The organism is Lelliottia sp. GFLA7 (assembly GCF_056490165.1).
On record NZ_JBWLAQ010000004.1, the window covers coordinates 272,910 to 293,800 of the forward strand.

Sequence of the window (20,891 nt, forward strand, 5' to 3'; positions counted from 1 at the left end):
CGCAGTGGCAAACGTCATCATCAGTGGCAGCTCCGTATCCGTGAGGGGAAAATTTGCGCAATCATGTCACCTTTTATTTTTGGGTGCAAGGAAGAATCCTTATGCACAGCGTGCGCCCAAAGATCGCCATGGAACGCCATCTCCATGTCATAATAATGCAATATCAATGATTAAATAGTGGGAGTGTATTTTGGTTATTGGACCGTTTATCAACGCCGGAGCGGTGTTGCTGGGTGGCGTCCTGGGCGCCGTTTTAAGCCAGCGATTACCGGAACGTATTCGCTCATCCATGCCCTCCATTTTTGGTCTGGCCTCGCTGGGCATCGGCGTTTTGCTGGTGATCAAATGCGCTAACCTACCGGTGATGGTCCTGGCAACGCTACTGGGCGCACTGGTTGGCGAATTTTGCTATCTGGAAAAAGGGATTAGCGGTGCGGTGGGCAAAGCCAAAAATCTGATATCCCGCCCGGGCAAAGCCAAAAACGACTCCCACGAGACGTTTATTCAAAATTACGTGGCGATCATTATTCTGTTTTGCGCGAGCGGAACGGGGATTTTTGGCTCCATGCAAGAGGGGATGACCGGCGACCCCAGTATTTTGATTGCTAAGGCGTTTCTTGATTTCTTCACCGCGACCATTTTCGCCACGACGCTCGGCATTGCGGTTGCCGCAATTTGTGTTCCGATGCTGGCCATTCAGCTCGCTCTCGCCAGCTGTGCCACGTTGATTTTGCCGTTTACTACGCCCGCGATGATGGCGGACTTTACTGCAGTTGGCGGCTTGCTGCTGCTGGCAACCGGTTTGCGCATCTGCGGGATTAAGATGTTTGCGGTGGTGAATATGCTGCCCGCGCTGGTACTCGCCATGCCGCTTTCCGCCCTCTGGACCCACTTTTTCGCTTAAGTGGTCAACAAACTGGTGAGAGAGTGTGCAGTCTGTAGCGGAAATGACAAATTTCGTTGACGAAAAGAGGCGAATCGGGTTTAATGCGCCCCGTTGCCCGGATAGCTCAGTCGGTAGAGCAGGGGATTGAAAATCCCCGTGTCCTTGGTTCGATTCCGAGTCCGGGCACCACTTATTTAGAAAAACCAGCCTTAGGGCTGGTTTTTTGCTTTCTGGATTCCGGGATTTCTGGTCTTGTCGACCACTGACTTCATCACCCTGCCTTTCCCGCCAGCCACAAAGCCTGTGTCTACAGATCTTCACACTCTCCATAAACACTGTTTCCTTCATGAATACTGGCAAGATAACTGTGTCTGATCGCCTGTGTGTCGCTCAGGTATCCGTTGTTTTTCGCGTGGCAAAATAATGCGCTGGCGTGCTGCCCATCGTTTTTTTGAACATGGTGATAAACGCGTTAACCGACTCATAGCCCAGATTAGCCGCCACGTTTTGCACCGATATCCCACTTGCCAGCTCACGAAGCGCAATGATCAAATGCAGCTGCTGACGCCATCGCCCGAAAGTCAGGCCGGTCTCACGCAGCATTAAACGTGCTAATGAACGTTCGCTGAGCGCTAGCCGCTTCGCCCAGGTAACTATGCGACAGCGGGAGAGACAAAAGTCGCCATTATCGATGCGCAGAGTTTCTGGGTGGTGGGCTATTTTGAGGAGACCAAGCTGCGACATATCCACGTTGGGAACACCGCGCAGATTTCGCTGATGGGATTTGATCCGATCATCACGGGGCATGTGGAGAGTATCGGACGGGGGATTGGTGACAGCAATGACGAGACCGGTGGGCTGGGACTGCCGGAGGTTAATCCCACGTTTAACTGGGTACGCCTGGCGCAGCGAGTGCCTGTACGTATTCAGTTAGATGCGTTACCTGAGGGGATTGTGTTAGTGGCAGGATTATCTGCGAGCGTTTCCATCATGCCTTAAGAGTGCTTATCAACGGGCAGCAAATCACTCTTCGCACTCCGGCAATTTCTTCGCCAACAGCTGCGACCAGATGGCGGCCCAATCCGAACCATGCGCCATGTTCCTGACCACTTCAACCTGACTACAATGCCCACCAACTGCACGCTGAAAGCGTTGCGTGACCTCAGGCGTCACGGTTTTATCGGCATCGCCGCTGAAGTGGAGTTGTGGCATTTTTTGGAGGGCAGAAGCACGGTCGATGGCGCTGACGGCATCGGGCATCGCGCTCACATGATGCGTCGCATTCACATACGCCACGTCCAGATTTCCCGCCACGGTGCGTAACGAACGAACATCGGTACGGCGTTCAGCCAGTATGGCGGCAATATTGCCGCCGCCGGAATAACCGATCAGTTCAAGCTTCACGCCGGGATATTGCTTCACAAAGTGATTGAGTACGTCATTCATGGCATCAATGACTGAGGGTGAAAAACGGTCGTTTGTCCACACGCTCGTTTCGCAATGGGCAGGTAACGGCGGACCGATAAACTGGCAAGGGCGCGCAATATACAGCACGTTTTGATTTTTATCCGCAGCAGCCAGCGTTAATCCGATCGGATTTCGTGGCGTGGGGTCATCTGAAGGCTGCGTGCGACTCTTCCATGCAAATCCATCGCCCTCGATATAGACACGCAGTAAATGAACCGGAGGGGTAATGCGGGACCAGGTAGCAATCAAAAATGTTTTTGTTTGGATGTCATTTCTGCTCAGCCCGGAATGCTGAGCAATATCTTTTGCGGCAATGCGCGAATCGTCAGAAACACAGCCCGCTAATAAAAAAGATAAACTAATCAATAAGCCGCCGAAGAATATATCATGTTTTATTCTCATACCCTGAATTACCTTAAGCCAAATCAATAACATTATAAAAAATGTGGAATTATTTCACCAAGAAATAATTAAGCAAAACTTATTGTTTTTTGCAACAAACTGTATATTCTCCGCCCGAATAATATCGGATTAATCCGAAGATTATCTCATTTGCATTTTTACAACTATCGCAACCTTGTGACGGCTCACCATGAAAAAAAAATATCTCAGCCAGCTGATCTCCTTGCTGGTGGCTTCGACAGCAGCACAGGGGCTGCTGACCACCCATGCTTTAGCAGTCTCTGGTACAGTTATCGACTCAGCATTCACCAGCATTAATGTTGCCGGCACAAATGACTCGCTGCATATCACCGACACGGGCTCGATTACTGGCGCGCCGACCACAGCATTAACCGTGGAACAGAATGCCACATTAGCAACGCTGCTTAATGATGGCACCATCAGTGATGACGGTACTAACGGTAATAATTATGACGTTAACATCGTTCAGATTAATGGCACGGTAACGACATTCGAAAATACCGGGACGATCTCGAGCATTAATCAGTATCACTACGGCAGCATAGTCGCAGTAGGCGCATCAGGTGAAATTGATAATTTCACGAATAGCGGCACGATTAAAAACGCGCCTGATAATTTTAATCCAGGCATGAACAATACCGGTGCTGTCGCGAATATTGGTTATATTAAAACGCTGACTAACACTGCTGATGGTAAGATTACCGGATATACTGGCATCAACAACCAGGGCAGAATAGATACGTTATTAAATGCAGGCGTGATTACCTCCGACACGGGTAATTATGGAATGATGATGGGAGATAATGCCGCCATTTATAATAATATGAATAGCAGCATTGGCACATTGCATAATACCGGTACCATTCAATCCATTTCCCGTTATAGTCATGATGGTGGCGGAATCTTTAACTTTGGTACGATTGATACCCTTATCAATGATGATAAAATCATTGGGGGTTCATTCGGTATTCAAAACTATGGTGTGATTGGTACTCTTGAGAACAACGGTAAGATTACCGCAACTAACTTTGGTATTTATGCAAGCACCTCTAATACAACCTCTATTGGCACGATAGCTAATAATGGTGAAATCAGCGGGGCGAACTACGGAATTTTAATTTCGAGTTATGGCCAAAGTCTGGAAACAAATATTATCAACAATGGGTTACTGAGCGGTAAGGAAGATGCGCTTTATCTCAGCGACAACAACTCATCTTCCCTTGGTAATGTTACGTTAACCAACAGCGGTGTGGTTGCGGGTAATATTAATGCCAATAACACTTCACCGTTAAAAATTAATGGTGGAACCACCACCATGGGCACATTGACCGGCCTGAACGGCATTGGGACGATTACCAGTACCCGCTCTAACGTGGAATTTGGTACCGGCTCACTGCTGCTTAACGACAATGTTGTCGCCAGTACTGTTGTCAACAATGCCGCCTCATTGCAGGTGAATAACAGCATTACTGTGACGGGTGATTACCATCAGAAAGCCGCTGCCACGCTTATCTCGGGTATCTCTGATTTGGCGATTTCCAGAACCGACCTTATGGCCGAGACCGGCTATGGTCGCCTGAATGTCAGCGGCAACGCCACGTTTGATCAAGGTTCCAGCGTCAATCTGGTACGCACGGGAAATACCTATAAATTCGCGGAAGGTCAGCGCTATGTGGTGGTGAATGCCACGGGTGCCGGGACGGATTACAATGCGGATAAACTGAACTATAAAGCCATCGGCTACCGTGGTGCGGTACAAGGTTCTGTCTTCGATGATGGCGAGAATAAAGCGCTGGTCTTAACCGTTGGTGCTGAGCAGACAGTCACTCCGCCTGTCGTCACACCGCCGGTGGTAACCCCACCCGTTGTCACGCCTCCCGTTGTGAAACCGCCGGTGGTAACACCTCCTGTTGTGACGCCACCTGTTGTGACGCCACCTGTTGTGACGCCACCTGTTGTTACGCCGCCAGTCATCACACCACCGGTTGTAACACCACCGGTTGTGACACCTCCGACGCAGCCAACTCAGCCGGATCGCGGTTTGGCGACGATTCCAAGCGCTACCGCATCACTCGGCGGTCTGGGGAACTACACCGGGATTGCATCTCCGCAATTACTGGAGCTTTTCAATGCCTCGCTGGCGATTGACAGCAAAAGTGAAGCGAACCGCGTAGGCGAGAGTTTGTCTCCGGGTCAAAACATCAACACCAGTTCAGCCGCTGCGGTGGCAACGTCGACCGCTCAGGCCGTGGTAGGTGCGCACATTGATGCAGTCCGTAATCCAGCCAACTCCGGTACCAGCGGCGTGGCGACGGGTGATGACTACGCCAGCAACTGGATTGTCTGGGGTCAACCATTCGGCGGCTATGCGCGTCAGGACAGCACGGCCGAAGTCAGTGGTTACAGCGCGAAGTTTGGTGGCCTGATCATGGGTGCGGATCGTTCGCTGGGCGACGACTGGCGTTTGGGTGCGGCGGTGAACTACAGCAATACGTCTGTTCACGGTAAAGGAAACCTGAACGGAAATACGTCGACGGCTGATAACTACGGCGTCATCGGTTACGCCGGCTTCACGGGCGATCCGTGGTATCTGAACTTGTCGGCGGGTGTGAACCGTCAGAACTACACCTCCGTTCGTCGCGCGGATTTCACCGGTTTCTCCGGCGCTGCGCAGGGTAAATTCAACGGTCAATCGGTCACACTGCAGACTGAATTCGGCTATCCGCTAACGCTGCAAGCTGGCGTGGTTCTGACACCGCTTGCCAGCCTGACTTACGGCTATCAGCACGTTGATGGATATAAAGAGACGGGCGGAAACGGTATGGCGCTGGATGTGGGCAGCAGCCATGCGCAGTCCGTCGTGAGCGATATCGGTGCGCGTATCGAGAAAACCTTCGCGACCGGTCTTGGCAATCTGACGCCATTCGCCCAGGTGACGTGGTTGCATCAGTACGATGATCGCCAGGTCAGCAGCCGCGCGTCCTACGCCGCTGATACGGTTGGTGAAACCAGCTTTACGACCAAAGGTGCATCGCCAGTGGAAGACATGGCTGGCGTCGCGATCGGCAGCACGCTGTATGAAGCGAACGAGCTGAACCTCGATGCTCGCTACGATCTGCAAGTGGGAGAGCGCTATCAGGCGCATACCTTCAGCCTGCGTCTGCGCAAAATGTTCTAAGTCATATGATGAACAAACGGGGCCTGAAAAGGGCCCCGTTTTTTTATGTACTGCAAAAGATTGAGTTTTTCAGTTAGCGGGTCGATAGTTATCGTTTTTCTCATACGAAAAACGATATGAACGCTTCAGCACTCAATCCTTATTTAAAAATCGGCGCGCTGCTCTTGCTCGTCATTCTGGTTTATACGGGAATGCTCACCGGCGACAGAGCCACATGGCTGATGGAAGTCACGCCGGTCATTATCATTGTGCCACTTCTGCTCGCAACCCATCGACGCTATCCGCTCACGCCCCTGCTCTATACACTCATTTTCTTTCACGCGATCATTTTGATGGTTGGCGGCATGTACACCTACGCCAAAGTACCGATCGGTTTTGAGGTTCAGGAGATGTTTAATCTGAGCCGTAATCCGTACGACAAGCTGGGGCACTTTTTCCAGGGTCTGGTGCCTGCGCTGGCGGCTCGCGAGATCCTGCTGCGAGGCGGCTATGTTAATGGCCGCAAAATGACGGGGTTTCTGGTGTGCTGTATTGCCCTGGCGATCAGCGCCACGTATGAGCTGATTGAATGGTGGGCGGCACTTGCCATGGGGCAAGGCGCGGATGATTTCCTCGGTACGCAGGGTGACCCGTGGGATACGCAATCAGATATGTTCTGCGCCCTGCTCGGCGCGCTGACCACCGTGCTGGTGCTTAGCAGATATCACCAGCGACAACTGGCGCGCCTTCCCGGCTGACACCGCGACGCACAAGCCGCTTCACGGCGGCTTGTTGGTATTTATTGTCAGCAACGTTACGTTATTCAAGCCGAAAGTCGTTTTAAACAACGCCAGAAATAAGATGCACTGGCTGAAGCGGCTTGCGCAGCGGCTGATTATGTAATCGCGCATACCGAGGTTCTTGTTGCGCCGCTGGCGATAAAAACACAGTATTATTTTTAATGCTCAGGTGACCGTTATCAAAAAGCTTATGTAAATCGGCCGTTAAAACAATACCGTTCTCAAGCGTATAATTGACCTTAGTGGCATGACTGATAATGTGGCAAGCTTCCAGCGCCAGCGTGCAACCGGTAATTGCGCACTTATTTTCCCAGTTCACCAGGATCTTTTTTCGGAATACTTCCTGCCCACGGCGGACTTTAACCATTTGCATACCATCTTCACGAAACGCTGCAGGCTCAGCATACTGTTCTGTCACTTCAAGCAACTCACTCAGAATCGAAACCGCAGGGTGTTCAAGCGGAGCCTGGAACGTCGCCCCCTGACGGCAGAAATGCTGTTTAAAAATACCGAGGCGTTTGTCCCCGTAAATATCGGGTAGCTGTGCATTGAGGATCGTCTCATCGAGCCGAATAAAGCCTTCACCGGGGGTAATATTGTTTAATTCAAATCTGAGAGGATAAATGCTGGCCGGTTCCTTATAATGCCCTACGATCTCGTAGAGACCGCAAAGCTTATACTCCTCCTGTCCTTCAGGATGTTGAATCACAAAAACACAATCGCCCTTTTTAACGCGATGCCATGTCGACTCGCGCCCGACTCCATAGCCCTTTTCAAACTCAAAATCATTTCTATTTGCCGGGCCGTGGTAAGCGTAAAAATAATTCATACTCAAATCCCTATTATTTATAATAACAATAGTATCGGCAGCATTATTTATATATTTAGGATCTGAGCTTAAGACGGCGTTATCAGCGAACGTGGAGGTATTTAACGAATCATTACCCATCTCCAGCCCAAAAGGACAGTGAAAGCTACGATGGTGATGATCGCCGCAATATGTAATGCAAAGTCCAGCGGATGCACCTCAATCGGATGGCAAAACGACAGCAGCGTCAGCGCCATAAAAGCGACGCCCGCGCCCGCTGACGCCAGGCTGCGCAGCGGATGCAATGAACGGGTGCGGCGCAAATAGCCAATCACCAGCGCGATCATCGGGGTGCTGACCACCAGCATAAAGGTGTAACAGCTCGCCTCTGCATGAGGGTTCACGGGTGATGCCTGACTCAAACTGAACATCACACATCCCAGCCACAGCACCAGCAGTGGCACAAACCAACGCCAGCTCAACGGTCGTCGCCCGGCAATGCTGGTTAAAAAGGCGTTGCCGATCGCCATCATCCCGATGACGAAAGTCAGCGACAGTTGCAATGTGGCTACCAGCGCTCCGGACTGGCTCCAGTCGGTCGCCACGCGTTGCACCAGCAGGCTGGTTAACCACCCGCACGGCAGCGCCATCAGCGTCCACGCCAGCACGCGCCAGCCTGCGTGCCAGGGTCGTTTAACCGGTAGCGCTTGCTGGCTTAGTTTTTCGATAAACAATTCATGATTGGTCATGATTCGCTCCCATCCGGCGAAGATTCGTTAATGCTCTGTGTAATAAAGATTTCACGGCTGACAGGCTCAGATTGTGGCGCTTAGCTGCCTCGGCGAGCGTCATTTCCTCGATGTGGATATGCTGCACAATCAGGCGCTGACGAGAAGGCAGCCGGTCTAATATGCGCGACAGCTCTTCCTGAATGTCCTGATGTTCTGAATCATCCCGCGCAGCATATTCCGAGAACGGTGCATCGACTGTCGTTTCCCGTCGCTGAGAGCGTCCGCGATGGCGAAGCGCATCGATCGCTCGCGCCTGCGAAATCGCCATCAGCCACGGCAAAAAAGGACAGGCGGGATCGTAAGTATGGCGCACCCGATGGACCGTCAAAAGGACATCCTGAATGACATCTTCGACCAACACCGGATCGGACACCTGCTTGCGCACTATCGCCCGGATCGCCGGAACAACGGCGCGCAATAGCTGCGTATAAGCGTCACGATCCCCCGCCTGGGCTTTTACCATCAGCGCGGGCCATGCTTCGCGCGGCGCAAAAACGTTATCCATATTTCGCCATGACATTTACCTCATGCTTTTTTGCCAGAAGCCCGATCCAGAGCGGTGACCACAATCGACGGCGTCAGCACCTGCGGCAATACTTTTGGCGCGCTTCCGTCCGCCGGGTACACCACATATAACGGCAATCCACCCTGCCCGAACGTATTCATCGCGTCATCGATATCGGCGTTAAACGAGGTTGAATCAGCCACCATATAGACCGTTCCCGTGCGCGCCATGGCCTGTTTCACGGCCTGAGTGGATAAAGAGGTACGGTCATTGACCTGACAGGTGATGCACCACGATGCGGTGAAGTTCACAAAAATTGCTTTGCCGTGGCCGCGCATTTCCGCCACATTCTGCGGCGACCATTTCACCGGACTGACATTTTCAGCACGCTGCGTGGCCGTTTGCGCTTCACCCGCTTTCATGACATTCGGCAATGGCGCAATCGCGACGGCAAAAAATGCCACGGTGAATGCCAAAAGTATCTTGTAAGACTGCCCCTGATAGCGTCTGCGCTGAGCGATACCGTACAGCCAGGCGGCAAAACTGACGATCACCGCACAGGCCAACAGCGCCGCCAGCGCTGTGGTTCCGGCCTGCTGCGCCAGAACCCACACCAGCCAGGCAAAGGCACCCAACATCGGAAACGCCAGCCCTTTCTTGAGAAAATCCATCCACGCACCCGGACGGGGTAATCGACGGGCAATCGCCGGGAAGAGCGAAACCAGCGTAAACGGAGCCGCGAAACCGAGCGCTAGCGAGAGGAAAATCGCCAGTGAAACCGCGGGCGGTTGGACCAACGCATAGCCGATAGCCCCCGCCATAAACGGTGCGGAGCACGGCGTCGCAACGATGATAGCCAGCGCACCGGTCAGCGCCGAGCGGACAAATGCACCGCGCCCAAGCGAGATTTCACCTGCTCGCTGCAGGGAAAGTCCAACCTCAAATACGCCGAGAAGATTCAGCGCTGCGCCAAGAATAATCAGCGCCAGAATGGAAATCACCAGCGGCGACTGGAGCTGGAATCCCCATCCCACGGCGGTTCCACCGGCGCGCAGCGCCAGCAAAACGGCCGCCAGCGCCATCATGGTAAAAATCACCCCCGCTAAAAAGCCCAGGCCTTCCATCCGCGCGCTGGCGGTATCACCCTGATGGCGCATGATTCCCAGCGCTTTTAAGGAAATGACTGGGAATACGCAGGGCATAAAATTGAGGATAACGCCGCCCAAAAAGGCGGCCAGAATAGCGGTTAACATGGCGAACCTCGATGCGAAATCAGGGTGAATTACGAGTGTGACTTCGCGTATTGCTTAACCGCATCCATCGTTTTCTGAATATGCGCGTCAGGGTTACGGTCAGTGTAGCTCAGCAGAATTTTGCCATCCGGAGCGATGACGAAAGAGGTGCGATCGGAAACGGTTTTGCCGTTCATTTGCATCAATGTTTCGTATTCTGCAGCCACTTTTGCCCCCGGATCGGCGGCCACCGCAAACTTATCGCGGCACTCCAGTTTGGAGAATTCATCAACCTGATCGACATTGCCAGCCGTTACGCCCACCACGGTTGCGCCCAGTTTTTTAAAGTCATCTGTTGCTTCAGCAAAAGCATGCGCTTCGAGCGTGCAGCCTTTGGTAAAGGCGGCCGGGAAAAAGTAGAGCACAACCGGCCCTTTTTGCAGCGCTTGCTGCAGGGAGAAGGTCAAAGGTTTACCGCCCAGCGCGCCCTGCAAACTGAAATCAGGCGCTTTCGCGCCAGCCTCAAGTGCGGCCTGCGCATTCACGGCAAATAAGGAAAAAGTGAGAGCAACTGCAGCGGAGATGATATTCAAACGTTTCATGGTCGGACTCCTCAGGGGGAAATGAGCTATCTGAATAATAGTTCGCCCGGTGTTCCTGAAAAGTTTCGCCCAGCCATAAAAAAACATCCGCAAGGGAGACTTGCGGATGTTCAAGAGAGTCACGCGATGATTCGTTAGAAGCTGACGCCACCACCGAAATACGCGCCGTCAATCAGAGTGTGGTTCGGACGGCCATCTTTGCCATCGACGCTCACGTGGCGATAACCCACTTTAAGCGTCAGCGGTTTAACTGGCGTCCAGCTCACACCACCGTTAGCTTCAACGTAGTTTTTCACGCTGTTGTTCAATCCATCAGGCGCAACATAACCTTCGCCAAACACGCTCACGCTGTCGGTCAGCGCGACATTAAGGCCGCCACCGAACGGGAAGGCCACGCCGTTATCCCCTTTTTTAGGTCCCAGATAAACGGCTTTAGCGCCTGCATTCAGCATGACCGGGCCGACTTCGAAATTATATCCGGCACCCACGCCACCCACCTGAGTACCGTCCTGGGTATTTTTAAGCCAGTGACCTTCCGTATAGATGCCTGAAGAGTCTTTGCCTAATTCCGCATTCAGGTTAGTGAAGTTTTTCCCCTGCTCAATGCCAACGCCCATTGCTAATGCAGAACCAGAAGAAACTGCCAGAATACCCATCAGTACAAAATTAATCTTTTTCATATTAAAGCCTCGTTAAGCAAATTGATTTGGTCGTAAATTAACAATCAAAACGTCAACATGCAAACGTGACTAAATATTGACTCATTATATTTTCATGATGTTTTTTTGTATTAATTCCGTTGCATTTTCTTATTTTAAATTCATCGTCAATGAATTATCTCCAGCTGTTTAGGTTTCATTTAGGTTTATCCCTAAACAAAACCTGAACATCAAAGATTAAACCCTTCGATTTACATTAATTAGGAATTGAATAATTGAGTGAAAAGTCTCAATAATCATATTTTATTACGCGGATTTACACTTCATTAAAAAACAACACCTCTGTAGACCGTGATATTCCCGCTGAGTTCCCTGTCTCGGCGATAAATCATGGGACAAAATTTGGTTTTTTTAATTAATTAAGTCTGAGCGTGAATATACGCTGATGCCAATAAACGGCGGATCGTACACAGGCATCCGCAAGCCAAGCGTGCGGATGCCTGTTACGTACTGTTTTAAAAAGACCTATTTATCTTTCACCACAATTAACGGTTCGATATCACTCTCTTTTTTAATCACCAGCGAATCATCCCCGCGCAAACAGGTCCCGCCGTAATTTCCGCCCACGGTAAAAGTGCAGACCTGAATATATTTGCCGTCCACTTTTGGGAGACACCACAGCTGCTGATAGATATTTTTGCGATCGACAAACTTACCGCTGGATTTATCCAGCAGCTCTTCCTGAGCGCTAATGAGATCGATATTACTGCCGCATCGCCCGGCGATAGGCTTCACCGCATAACCGGTTTTGCTCAGCCGTTCATTGACCTCAAAATCAGTATCCAGCAGATAGCGATGATTCGGAAACAGTTGCCACAGCACCGGCAGAATCGCTTTGTTGCCGGGAATGACCGTCCATAGCGGTTCAAAGACCAGCACTTCCGGGCGCAGCAGCACATCGATTAAACGTACTTCATTCTGTGGATGACCGGTACGAATCGGTACGGCGGCGTATTCAGTTTCGCTGACCTCACGGACCTGTTCGATCGCGGTTTCCCACGCCCAGGTTTTCCACACGCAGTTGACGTGGCGGCCGTCATCATCCACCAGCTGTCCGGCAACATCCCAGCTTAACGTCTCCAGCCCGTGAAGAATTTTGGTCTCAAAGCCTGCCTGCATCAGCGAGCGCTGAATAAATAGCGCGTGATAATCCTCTTCGATGTCATTGTCCTGCATGATGTGAACGAACGGACGCGCATTGCTGTGTTTCCATGCGCCGGTCAGTTCCTCCAGCAAGCCTTCCGCCGGATTATGCCCCGTACCGCGATAACCGTTTTTCACCCACTCTTCGAGGATAAGACCGCCTTCGGTATGGCAGGACGCTGAATCCGCGTTGTATTCGTAAACCTTCAGCCCACGCTCATCCATGCAAAAATCCATACGGCCCGTGATCATATGGTGGCGGCGCCACTGCCAGGAAAGACGCAAGCGCGGCCAGAGGATTTTCGGGATGTCGAAAAGCGCCAGAAGATTATCGTCTTTCAACACTTTGTCGGTGGCGTGCAAATACATGAGATGCAGTTCGTTGGTCGCCTTGATCAGCTCCTGCTCGGCGCTTTCGGTAATAGTGAAATACTGGCAGGGATCTTTATTAATGACGTGACCGTTCGCCCGGACATACGCCTGCTGTAGCGAGTCATTTTCATTGAGCCATTTACCGTCGAACTGGCGTTTGTTTTGCAGTCGCGCGCCGGTAAGGTTAAGTAACTCAGGCTCGATTTGCGGCTGTGGCAAGCTGTGTTCGGTGTCATCGGTCTGGATCATCCAGCCAAGAATGTGGGTATCGGTATAGGTGTCATGCAGCGTATAGCGGCCATTTTCGAATGATAAGCGCAGCTCGCGCGTCCACTGCTGCCCAATCGGCAGCGGCGAATGCAGCACGTTCTGTTCTGCAATACGCACTTTATCGCCCATCAACTGGGTGATGATAGCAACGTGTCCGGTTTCACTGAATTCGCCGTCATTGCGCCAGATGAGCAGCGCGCCAGCGTCTGGTGCTCGCTTTGAACCGTTCGCGAAAGCCTGTAACGGCAGAATGTTGTCATTAACGACCTGGCGCAGAAAGCGCAGCGAGAAAATCTCCCACGCCATGCCAACATCGGTAAAGACATAACCGTAATTGAGAAACAGAAAGCGGCGCGCAAATTCGACGCACTGCCATTTATGCCCCATATATTCGTTGCCAATATAGCTACGAAACTCCGCGTCTTCCGGGTACTGGCGCGGGTCAAGGCTGCTGTAATTCGAGGAGTAAATCGCCACGCCTCCCGGCGCATAACCTAACAACGTCCCAAACGGAGCGTCACTGCTTAACTTTCCTTTACGCATGTATCCAACCTAAACAGGCAGGCGGCAATTTTTGAAGGGTTGTCGTCGTCTGCACAATGTGATTAACCAGACAGAGGTGGATTTATCATACACCTCTGAGTGGCATCATTTAAATTTCAAATTGGCGCAAAATGCCGGACGGCGGGTGGATAAAACGCTGATCAGAAAAGCGGAAAATCTATTGCGCTCGCAACGTTAAAGCGTTCACAAATCTCCTGCTACACTGCCTCAACACATCACGCAAAAGGCAGATCAACATGTCAGACAACAATTACCAGCCACCGAAAGTGTGGGAATGGGAACAGAACGGTAACGGCGGCGCGTTCGCGAATATCAATCGTCCCATTTCTGGCGCCACGCACGAGAAAGATCTGCCCGTAGGGCAGCATCCTTTGCAGCTGTATTCACTGGGTACGCCGAACGGTCAGAAAGTCACAATCATGCTCGAAGAGCTGCTGGCCCTGGGTGTCAGCGAGGCGGAGTACGACGCGTGGTTGATTCGCATTGGCGAAGGCGACCAGTTCTCGAGCGGCTTTGTGGACGTTAACCCGAACTCGAAAATTCCGGCACTTCGTGACCATTCCACGAACCCGCCGACGCGCGTATTTGAATCGGGCCATATTCTGCTGTATCTGGCAGAAAAATTTGGTCACCTTCTGCCAAAAGATCCGGCGGGACGTACCGAAACGCTGAACTGGTTATTCTGGCTGCAAGGCTCCGCGCCGTTCCTCGGCGGAGGTTTTGGTCACTTCTATAATTATGCGCCGGTGAAGATTCAGTACGCGATCGACCGCTTCACGATGGAGGCAAAACGCCTGCTCGACGTGCTTGATAAACAGCTTGCGCGGAGCCGTTACATCGCAGGTGATGAGTACACCATCGCCGATATTGCCATCTGGCCGTGGTTTGGCAGCGTGGTGCTCGGCAACGTTTATAACGCCGCCGAATTCCTCGACGCCGAAAAATACACCCACGTGCAGCGTTGGGCAAAAGCGGTCGCAGAGCGCCCGGCGGTGAAACGCGGCCGTATCGTCAATCGTACCTTTGGCGAGCCATCCGAGCAGTTGCATGAACGCCATGCGGCGAGCGACTTCGATACCCAAACCGAAGACAAACGTCAGGCGTAATGATTGTCCGGGCGGTTTTCCGCCCGGTTAAACGCCAAACCCCGCCTCAAGCAGTATCACTTTTGCTTTCTGTGATTGTAAAAATTCTGCCAGCCGCTGTGCTTTGGGCGTCAGGATCGCAAGTGCATACTGTGCATGGGGGTTAAAGGGTTCAGGAATAGCGAAAACGGTTAACCCCTCCATGTGCCGCATTTTTTTCGCGTAGCTGGCGTACCCAATAAACATCTCCGCCTGCCGAGATTCAATCACCCACTGAGCCGCCATTTTTCCTGGTGGAATGGGAGCAGAGTTGCGCCCGCCGACCAGCGCCAACGCACGTTGTCGCGCGGTATTTCCTTCCGTGCCCATCCGGTTAAACAGTTCCTGCGTATAGTCACCAGAAGGATCGCACCCCACCGTTGAGGTCGCGAGACGCAAGTCTGTACGGTTTAGCAATGAACGCCAGTCGTCGCCGTTGTGCATCACATCGCTGCGCACGGTCAGGCACAGTTTATTGCTGGCAAACGGTACGACAGCCTGCGCGCGTCCGGCCGTCAGCAAAGCCTGCGGGTGCGCCAGATTTGCAGAAGCAAACAGGTCGCATTCTTCCCCCGCGAGAATACGCTCTTGTAAGATTCCGGCTGGGCCAAAATGCGTTTCAACAGGTTCCGAAAAGTGCGCGATAAGTTGCGCCCACACTATCCGCAAACTGCCCGCTGCCAGCACGCGCATCAGTCGATGCCCTTATACGTTGTGCGATAGAAACGCTGGTACCAGTCGTTCGCTACTTTGTGCATATCCACATCTTTGAATTTTTCGGGATAGAGTTTTTTCGCCATCCACAATTCACCGATACCCATTGCTTCCGGCATTGGGTATCCCCAGGCTTTGGCATAATCAGGCATCAGATAGACACGCTGGTTTTTCACCGCATCAATGACCTGCCACTGGGCAGAGTTTTTGATCTCGTCGACTACCGAGGGATAGCGGTCCTGCACAAAAATGACCTGCGGGTTCCATGCAATGACTTGCTCCATCTCCACCGTTTTGAATCCTTGAAGCGTCGCTGCTGCCACATTTATTGCGCCGGCATGTGCCATCATCAGGCCCGTGTATTTTCCAGAACCGTACGTCGTCAGTTCTGGATTCGCCATGTAGGCGCGAATACGTTTTTGTTCAGGAATATCTTTCAGGCGATCGCTGACCCTTTTGCGGCCTTTAACCGTCGCGTCGATCAACGCTTTTGCTTCCTGAGGTTTATTGACGATCTCACCGATCAGCGTAATGCCTTCGCGCAGCCCCTGATCGTAGGCCTTTTCTTCATCAGTCAGCGTTGGATTCATTTTGGCTTTCTCGCCCGCAGCATCATGGCGCAGCGAAATGGCCACCACGGGAATGCCTAAACTGCTGATCTTGTCGATCATCTCCTGCGGTGCGTAGTTGGTCACAAACACCACCTGCGGATGCAGCGCGATGAGTTTTTCAGGATCAACGTGAGTGAGATCGCCAAGCGTCGCTTTTTGGTTTAGCTCCGGCGCAAGGCGCACGTAACCCTCTCCAAGCTGTTGCTTCCAGTTCGCCAGAATCCCGACGATTTTGTCGGTAGCGTTCATTTGCACCAGCAAATTCAGGGTCTGATGCTGGAGAACCACTACACGATCCACTTCATCAGGAATTGTCACCTGACGTCCGATCTGATCCGTTATCTGCCGCGCGGCCTCCGATGATAACGATAGATAAATCAGTAAAATAAAAACTGCTCCCCGCCATAATTGTTTTTTCATCATGTCCTCATTTTTCGTTATGCAAATTATTATATAACGAATCAACTAAAACGTCGTGCCCCTCTTCGGGAGTAGCGAATTTCGCTCTAAATTTGGATTAAATACCCGGCGGGATCGCGCTGGGCACTCACTAAAATGCGGGTTTTCTTTATAACCGGAACACCGTCATGAAGTTCGAAGCTTTTCCCGGGATCAAGCAGTTAATCCACTGGGTCATTAATAACGAATCCGTTATCGTGCAGGGGATCGCCAATCTGTTTGGCGCTATTTTTCTTTTATTCGTAGGGCTTTTTATCGCCCGCGTCACCAGCAGCGGATTTAAAAAATTACTCTTAAGTCGCCACGTCGATAAAACCATTACCCAGTTTTGCAGCGCACTGTTGCGCTACGCCATGGTGGCGTTTGCGGCAATCGCCGCACTCGGGCGCATCGGCGTTGAGACATCATCCATTATCGCGGTGATTGGTGCTGCCGGGCTGGCGATCGGCCTGGCGCTGCAAGGCTCACTTGCGAACTTCGCGGCGGGCGTTTTACTGGTGACGCTGCGCCCTATTCGCGCCGGTGAATACGCGAGCGTGGGGGCCGTGGCTGGCACGATTGAAGAAGTGCATATTTTCTCAACCACCCTGCGCACATCCGACAATAAAATGGTCGTGGTGCCCAACGGTAAAATTATCGCCAGCGAGATCACTAACTTTTCCCGTCAAAAGGAACGTCGCGTCGATATTACGCTGGGTGTGGCCTATAACACCTCAATTGAACATCTTAAAAATGTCATTAAAACGGTCATTCTGCTCGATCCACGCATTCACCACGACAAGGGTCACATCATACGTCTCAATGAATTTGCCCCTTCCTCATTGAATTTTGTGGTTCGCGTATGGACTGACAATAAGCATTACTGGGATGTGTATTACGATCTGATGGAAAACATCAAAAATGCGCTGGATGCCAATCAGATTCAGATGCCGTACACGCAGATGGATGTGCATGTAAACGATCAGCGTCAACGTTCGCCTTCGCTGGAGTTGATGCAACAATGAATGCCATTAAACATCCCCGTGATTTACCGCAAACGCTTTTTGGCATCCTTATCATCCTCACATTGTTGTGTTCCGCCATCTGGATCCTGCACCCTTTTCTGCTGAGCATCGTGTGGGCTGGTCTGATCGTTATTGCGACCTGGCCGCTTTATACCACCGTTCAACGCAAACTCGGTGGCCGTAGAAAGCTCGCGATAACAGCCATGATGGTTTTTCTGACGGCGATATTTCTGCTGCCGATAATTTTCAGTGCCGGGATGCTTTCAACACTGTTTGAAGACCTGCTGCAGTGGCTGATGCATCTCGATAAATCTCACCTGCCTTCGCTGGACTTCCTGGCGCATATCCCGCTGGTTGGTGAGCATTTACATCGCAAATGGCTGGCGCTGATTCATGAAAATGCTGAGAGTATTTTTGACACGCTGAAACCGTGGATCACAAAAGTTATCGTGATACTGGCGCAAGGCCTTTCGCAATTTGGCGCATTGTTTGTGAATGGGCTGATGATGCTTCTCGCCTGTCTGGCATTTTACCTTTATGGAACGACGATCACCCGTGGTCTGCGTCAGTTCGCTTTCCGCATTGCAGGTGCTCGCGGCGACAACGCGGTGCTGCTCGCCGGAACAACAATTCAGGCCGTGGCGATGGGCGTCGTGCTGACCGCAGTGATTCAATCCGTCTTTGCGGGAGTGGGGCTGGCAGTCTGCCATATCCCGTCAAGCGCCCTGCTGACAGGTATTATATTTGTGCTCTGCCTGATGCAGCTCGGCCCTGTGATTATCATGCTACCAGCACTTATCTGGCTATTTTACCAGGGTGAACACTGGAATGGCGCAGTGTTACTTGTCTGGACGGTGATTGCCGGTTCACTGGATAACATTCTCAAACCGATATTGATTAAACGCGGCGCAGATACCTCGCTGCTGCTGATCATGACCGGTGTTATAGGCGGCATGCTGACATGGGGCATGATTGGCCTAATGATTGGTCCAGTGTTACTGGCAGTATCCTGGAAATTGCTCTCCACATGGGTGAGCGAAGCACATTATCAACCTATCTCTGCAAAGGAACTGTCATGAATATGATTAAAACGACACTGATTATAAGCGCTCTGATTTTCTCCACCTCGGGCATGGCGATGGATAAAACTGCCGCCGGAGCCGTTGCCGGTGCAGCCATCGGCGCAGCTACAGGTAAAAGTGTGAAATCCACCGTTGGCGGGGCCGTCGTTGGAGCCGGTACCGGCGCAATGTTGAAAGGCGGCAAAACGGGTAAAGCAGCGCGTAAAGGCGGCGCCGTAGGTGCTGTGGTTGGCGCTGGAGCGGCGGCAGTCACCGGGAAAAGTGTTCTGAAAGGTGCTGCGGTAGGTGCCGGGACAGGAAGTTTGATCGGACAAGCGACGCATTAATCTCACAACGCCGGGTAGCCGCTTTGGCTTGCCCGGCGTAAAGCGCACAATTTAACTCACCGTAACAGATGTATTAATTTTGCTATTTAGCTCAAAATCATCTCTTACGCCTAATTTCCCCATAATATTCCGCTTATGCGAACTGATCGTTTTCTCACTGCGAAATAACAGTCTAGATATCTCAGAACCGGAACAGCCTTTTCGAAGATATTCCAGAACCGTGGATTCTGCAGGCGTAAAAACGACAGGATTAGCCAAAGAAGCAGCGTGATGCTGACGAATGATCAAAGGACTGAGATAGCGTTTATTTTCCATTGTCTGCTGAATGATATCTCTCATCTGGAAATTAATCTCATCCACGCACAAAATGGAACAGCTATATTGCTGAATAAGTTTTTTAATTAACCACCGTTGAATCGCCCTTACCATGACCAGCGTATGCTTGCTATTCAGTACGCTCATACTTTCCGGTGAAAGAGTAGTTATATTTTCACACCCTGTCGCGTCAATAATAATCAGGTGTTCTTCTTCCTGTGCTAATGGCGACAAGGGAGAAAGCTGGCAATGCCAACCAGGGTTAGCGCTCACAATACTTTCAAGACCCGCTCGAATCCCAGAAAGATAAATATCATTGCGAGCAACATAGCGAATTTGGCAGGTAAACATAAGAGTCCTTATTTGTACAACGAGGTGAGCTGATCAATATGGGTTAGCAAATTGACCCAGCTACTTTTTGTTTCGATATTTAAACGATTTCGTACCAGAAGTTTTATGGTGCTAACCGTTTTGTAGCTGCAATTACGGCGGATGGCAATTTCGTTCGCTTGCAAACCAGAAGCATAATCAATCAACACATTAAGTTCTGAAGGTGTCAAAAGCACACCGCGGCGATACTCCGTCGCAGAGCCAGGAATAAGCGAGAGTAATTGGCTTTCAAGCTCATCTTCTGTTAGGCAATGGCTTGCCCCCGCTCCCATGAACATACGCGCTAGCACGTCGTCATGTTGAGGGAGATAGACTACCGTTTTAAGCGACAACTTATGGGTGGCATGAAGCGTACGCAATATTCTTAAAAGCGTGTTACCCAGCCCCCCGACACCAACCAGTAGCACTCTGGGGCGACCGGTTTGCAAACAGATTTCTTCAGTCAGTTGCTCAGTTGACGTGCACGACACGACCTGATGCCCCTCATCCTGAAGGCGTGCGGTTAACCCTCTTCGCAACAATATGCGGGGTTCATACAAAATGATAACAGGTAAAGAACTCATCGCTTCCATTGCTTATATAAAACAAAAATTCTTAGGAATTTTTATTCAACAAAAAATCGTTCCAAAAAAAGATATTGAGCTAAATCCAATGACTTTATAATAAACTAGCCCTAAAAATCTAACGACTCGTTCTTACATGAAAATTAGTAACTGACAACGTGGGTTATCGACATTCATGATTTACATTATGGTCTAATAACGAAGCTCGTTAATAGCATCATGATGCCTAATAATAAAAAATCCCCAATAAACAAGTATTCAAAGCGGTTGGTCAAATAAATTAATACTTAATGTCTCGCGCTTTTTGCCGCCCATCCTGTTTAGTACTACGCTTATCTTCACGGCATTCATGGTCACTTTTATCATCATTTTGTTTACATTCACGTTTGTCATGACGTGCCTGAGAACGAGTGTCCTGCCTGACATCACGTGCCTCGTGACGCTGTTCTGCCTGCTCTGTGGCATGGGCTGCGAAAGCGCAAACGAATGACAGTACGGATACAGCGATTGTTTCTTTGAGCACTTCTGAAAAGTGGAGCATACGAGCGTCCTCTATGAATGAAA

The 20,891-nt window shown here is 51.1% G+C and carries 20 protein-coding genes, 1 tRNA gene and 2 pseudogenes; 9 read left to right on the top strand and 14 right to left on the bottom strand.

What is annotated here, in order from left to right; genetic code table 11:
* The first annotated feature begins 190 nt into the window (after positions 1–190).
* Both AC07RN_RS14365 and AC07RN_RS14370 read left to right on the top strand, forming a co-directional pair.
* Positions 191–904, top strand: coding sequence for a DUF554 domain-containing protein (locus AC07RN_RS14365; protein ID WP_478336668.1), 714 nt, complete (start codon positions 191–193; stop codon positions 902–904).
* Between the two features lie 95 nt (positions 905–999).
* Positions 1,000–1,075 (top strand) — tRNA-Phe (locus AC07RN_RS14370).
* 201 nt (positions 1,076–1,276) lie between these two features.
* On the opposite strand, the pseudogene AC07RN_RS14375 reads toward AC07RN_RS14370, so the two are convergent.
* Positions 1,277–1,537 (bottom strand): annotated as a pseudogene (locus tag AC07RN_RS14375) (helix-turn-helix domain-containing protein); the annotation flags it as partial.
* On the opposite strand from AC07RN_RS14375, the pseudogene AC07RN_RS14380 reads away from it, so the two are divergent.
* Positions 1,526–1,885: pseudogene (locus AC07RN_RS14380) on the top strand (HlyD family secretion protein); the annotation flags it as partial. The pseudogenes AC07RN_RS14375 and AC07RN_RS14380 overlap by 12 nt on opposite strands.
* 24 nt (positions 1,886–1,909) lie before the next feature.
* Here the strand turns inward: AC07RN_RS14380 and AC07RN_RS14385 are convergent.
* Complete coding sequence (locus AC07RN_RS14385) at positions 1,910–2,755, bottom strand: alpha/beta fold hydrolase (RefSeq protein WP_478336725.1); 846 nt, start codon at positions 2,753–2,755, stop codon at positions 1,910–1,912.
* 190 nt (positions 2,756–2,945) lie between these two features.
* On the opposite strand from AC07RN_RS14385, the gene AC07RN_RS14390 reads away from it, so the two are divergent.
* Together AC07RN_RS14390 and AC07RN_RS14395 are read left to right on the top strand one after the other, a co-directional pair.
* Positions 2,946–5,954 carry an autotransporter family protein gene (locus AC07RN_RS14390; RefSeq protein WP_478336669.1) on the top strand — a complete coding sequence of 1,003 codons (3,009 nt, stop codon included), beginning with the start codon at positions 2,946–2,948 and terminating at the stop codon, positions 5,952–5,954.
* 116 nt (positions 5,955–6,070) lie between these two features.
* Positions 6,071–6,691 (top strand): DUF2238 domain-containing protein, encoded by a 621-nt coding sequence (locus tag AC07RN_RS14395; protein WP_449553970.1) that lies wholly within the window; start codon positions 6,071–6,073, stop codon positions 6,689–6,691.
* 82 nt (positions 6,692–6,773) lie between these two features.
* Here AC07RN_RS14395 and AC07RN_RS14400 read toward each other — a convergent pair whose 3' ends face one another.
* The 7 genes from AC07RN_RS14400 to gss all read right to left on the bottom strand — a co-directional run bounded on the left by AC07RN_RS14400 (position 6,774) and on the right by gss (position 13,718).
* The gene (locus AC07RN_RS14400) at positions 6,774–7,562 is read right to left on the bottom strand and encodes an HNH endonuclease (protein ID WP_478336670.1); all 789 of its coding nucleotides are present in this window, start codon (positions 7,560–7,562) and stop codon (positions 6,774–6,776) included.
* Between the two features lie 101 nt (positions 7,563–7,663).
* Positions 7,664–8,290 (bottom strand): DUF1109 domain-containing protein, encoded by a 627-nt coding sequence (locus AC07RN_RS14405; protein ID WP_235134047.1) that lies wholly within the window; start codon positions 8,288–8,290, stop codon positions 7,664–7,666.
* Positions 8,277–8,852, bottom strand: coding sequence for an RNA polymerase sigma factor (locus tag AC07RN_RS14410; RefSeq protein ID WP_478336671.1), 576 nt, complete (start codon positions 8,850–8,852; stop codon positions 8,277–8,279). The genes AC07RN_RS14405 and AC07RN_RS14410 overlap by 14 nt, the downstream gene beginning before the upstream one ends.
* Before the next feature lie 5 nt (positions 8,853–8,857).
* The gene (locus tag AC07RN_RS14415; protein WP_478336672.1) at positions 8,858–10,090 is read right to left on the bottom strand and encodes a protein-disulfide reductase DsbD family protein; all 1,233 of its coding nucleotides are present in this window, start codon (positions 10,088–10,090) and stop codon (positions 8,858–8,860) included.
* A gap of 29 nt (positions 10,091–10,119) precedes the next feature.
* Positions 10,120–10,671 (bottom strand): peroxiredoxin, encoded by a 552-nt coding sequence (locus AC07RN_RS14420; RefSeq protein WP_478336673.1) that lies wholly within the window; start codon positions 10,669–10,671, stop codon positions 10,120–10,122.
* Positions 10,672–10,805: 134 nt separating this feature from the next.
* The gene (locus AC07RN_RS14425; RefSeq protein ID WP_449553974.1) at positions 10,806–11,351 is read right to left on the bottom strand and encodes a YfaZ family outer membrane protein; all 546 of its coding nucleotides are present in this window, start codon (positions 11,349–11,351) and stop codon (positions 10,806–10,808) included.
* A 504-nt stretch (positions 11,352–11,855) separates the two neighbouring features.
* Positions 11,856–13,718, bottom strand: a complete 1,863-nt coding sequence (gss, locus tag AC07RN_RS14430) for a bifunctional glutathionylspermidine amidase/synthase (protein WP_478336674.1) — start codon at positions 13,716–13,718, stop codon at positions 11,856–11,858.
* A 257-nt stretch (positions 13,719–13,975) separates the two neighbouring features.
* Between gss and yghU the strand changes: the two genes are divergently transcribed.
* Positions 13,976–14,845 (top strand): glutathione-dependent disulfide-bond oxidoreductase, encoded by an 870-nt coding sequence (gene yghU, locus AC07RN_RS14435; protein ID WP_478336675.1) that lies wholly within the window; start codon positions 13,976–13,978, stop codon positions 14,843–14,845.
* 27 nt (positions 14,846–14,872) lie between these two features.
* On the opposite strand, the gene AC07RN_RS14440 is transcribed toward yghU, so the two are convergent.
* Positions 14,873–15,556 carry a molybdate ABC transporter substrate-binding protein gene (locus AC07RN_RS14440; RefSeq protein ID WP_478336676.1) on the bottom strand — a complete coding sequence of 228 codons (684 nt, stop codon included), beginning with the start codon at positions 15,554–15,556 and terminating at the stop codon, positions 14,873–14,875.
* Entirely contained in the window at positions 15,556–16,608 is a 1,053-nt protein-coding gene (locus tag AC07RN_RS14445; protein ID WP_478336726.1) for an ABC transporter substrate-binding protein, read from the bottom strand. Before AC07RN_RS14445 ends, AC07RN_RS14440 begins: the two co-directional genes overlap by 1 nt.
* 167 nt (positions 16,609–16,775) lie before the next feature.
* Here AC07RN_RS14445 and mscS point away from each other — a divergent pair, with 167 nt between their 5' ends.
* Genes mscS through AC07RN_RS14460 form a run of 3 tightly spaced genes read left to right on the top strand, consistent with a single transcriptional unit; the run spans position 16,776 to position 19,059 of the window.
* A complete protein-coding gene (gene mscS, locus AC07RN_RS14450; RefSeq protein WP_478336677.1) occupies positions 16,776–17,651 on the top strand; it encodes a small-conductance mechanosensitive channel MscS in 876 nt (291 codons plus the stop codon).
* On the top strand, positions 17,648–18,730 hold the full coding sequence (gene ydiK, locus AC07RN_RS14455; protein ID WP_478336678.1) for an AI-2E family transporter YdiK: 1,083 nt from the start codon (positions 17,648–17,650) through the stop codon (positions 18,728–18,730). Before mscS ends, ydiK begins: the two co-directional genes overlap by 4 nt.
* Positions 18,727–19,059 carry a hypothetical protein gene (locus AC07RN_RS14460; RefSeq protein ID WP_015960387.1) on the top strand — a complete coding sequence of 111 codons (333 nt, stop codon included), beginning with the start codon at positions 18,727–18,729 and terminating at the stop codon, positions 19,057–19,059. The genes ydiK and AC07RN_RS14460 overlap by 4 nt, the downstream gene beginning before the upstream one ends.
* Positions 19,060–19,110: 51 nt before the next feature.
* On the opposite strand, the gene AC07RN_RS14465 is transcribed toward AC07RN_RS14460, so the two are convergent.
* The 3 genes from AC07RN_RS14465 to AC07RN_RS14475 all read right to left on the bottom strand — a co-directional run bounded on the left by AC07RN_RS14465 (position 19,111) and on the right by AC07RN_RS14475 (position 20,868).
* Complete coding sequence (locus AC07RN_RS14465) at positions 19,111–19,725, bottom strand: helix-turn-helix domain-containing protein (protein ID WP_478336679.1); 615 nt, start codon at positions 19,723–19,725, stop codon at positions 19,111–19,113.
* A gap of 8 nt (positions 19,726–19,733) precedes the next feature.
* Entirely contained in the window at positions 19,734–20,327 is a 594-nt protein-coding gene (locus AC07RN_RS14470) for a helix-turn-helix transcriptional regulator (RefSeq protein ID WP_478336680.1), read from the bottom strand.
* Between the two features lie 280 nt (positions 20,328–20,607).
* Positions 20,608–20,868, bottom strand: coding sequence for a hypothetical protein (locus tag AC07RN_RS14475; RefSeq protein ID WP_478336681.1), 261 nt, complete (start codon positions 20,866–20,868; stop codon positions 20,608–20,610).
* Between the last annotated feature and the right edge of the window lie 23 nt (positions 20,869–20,891).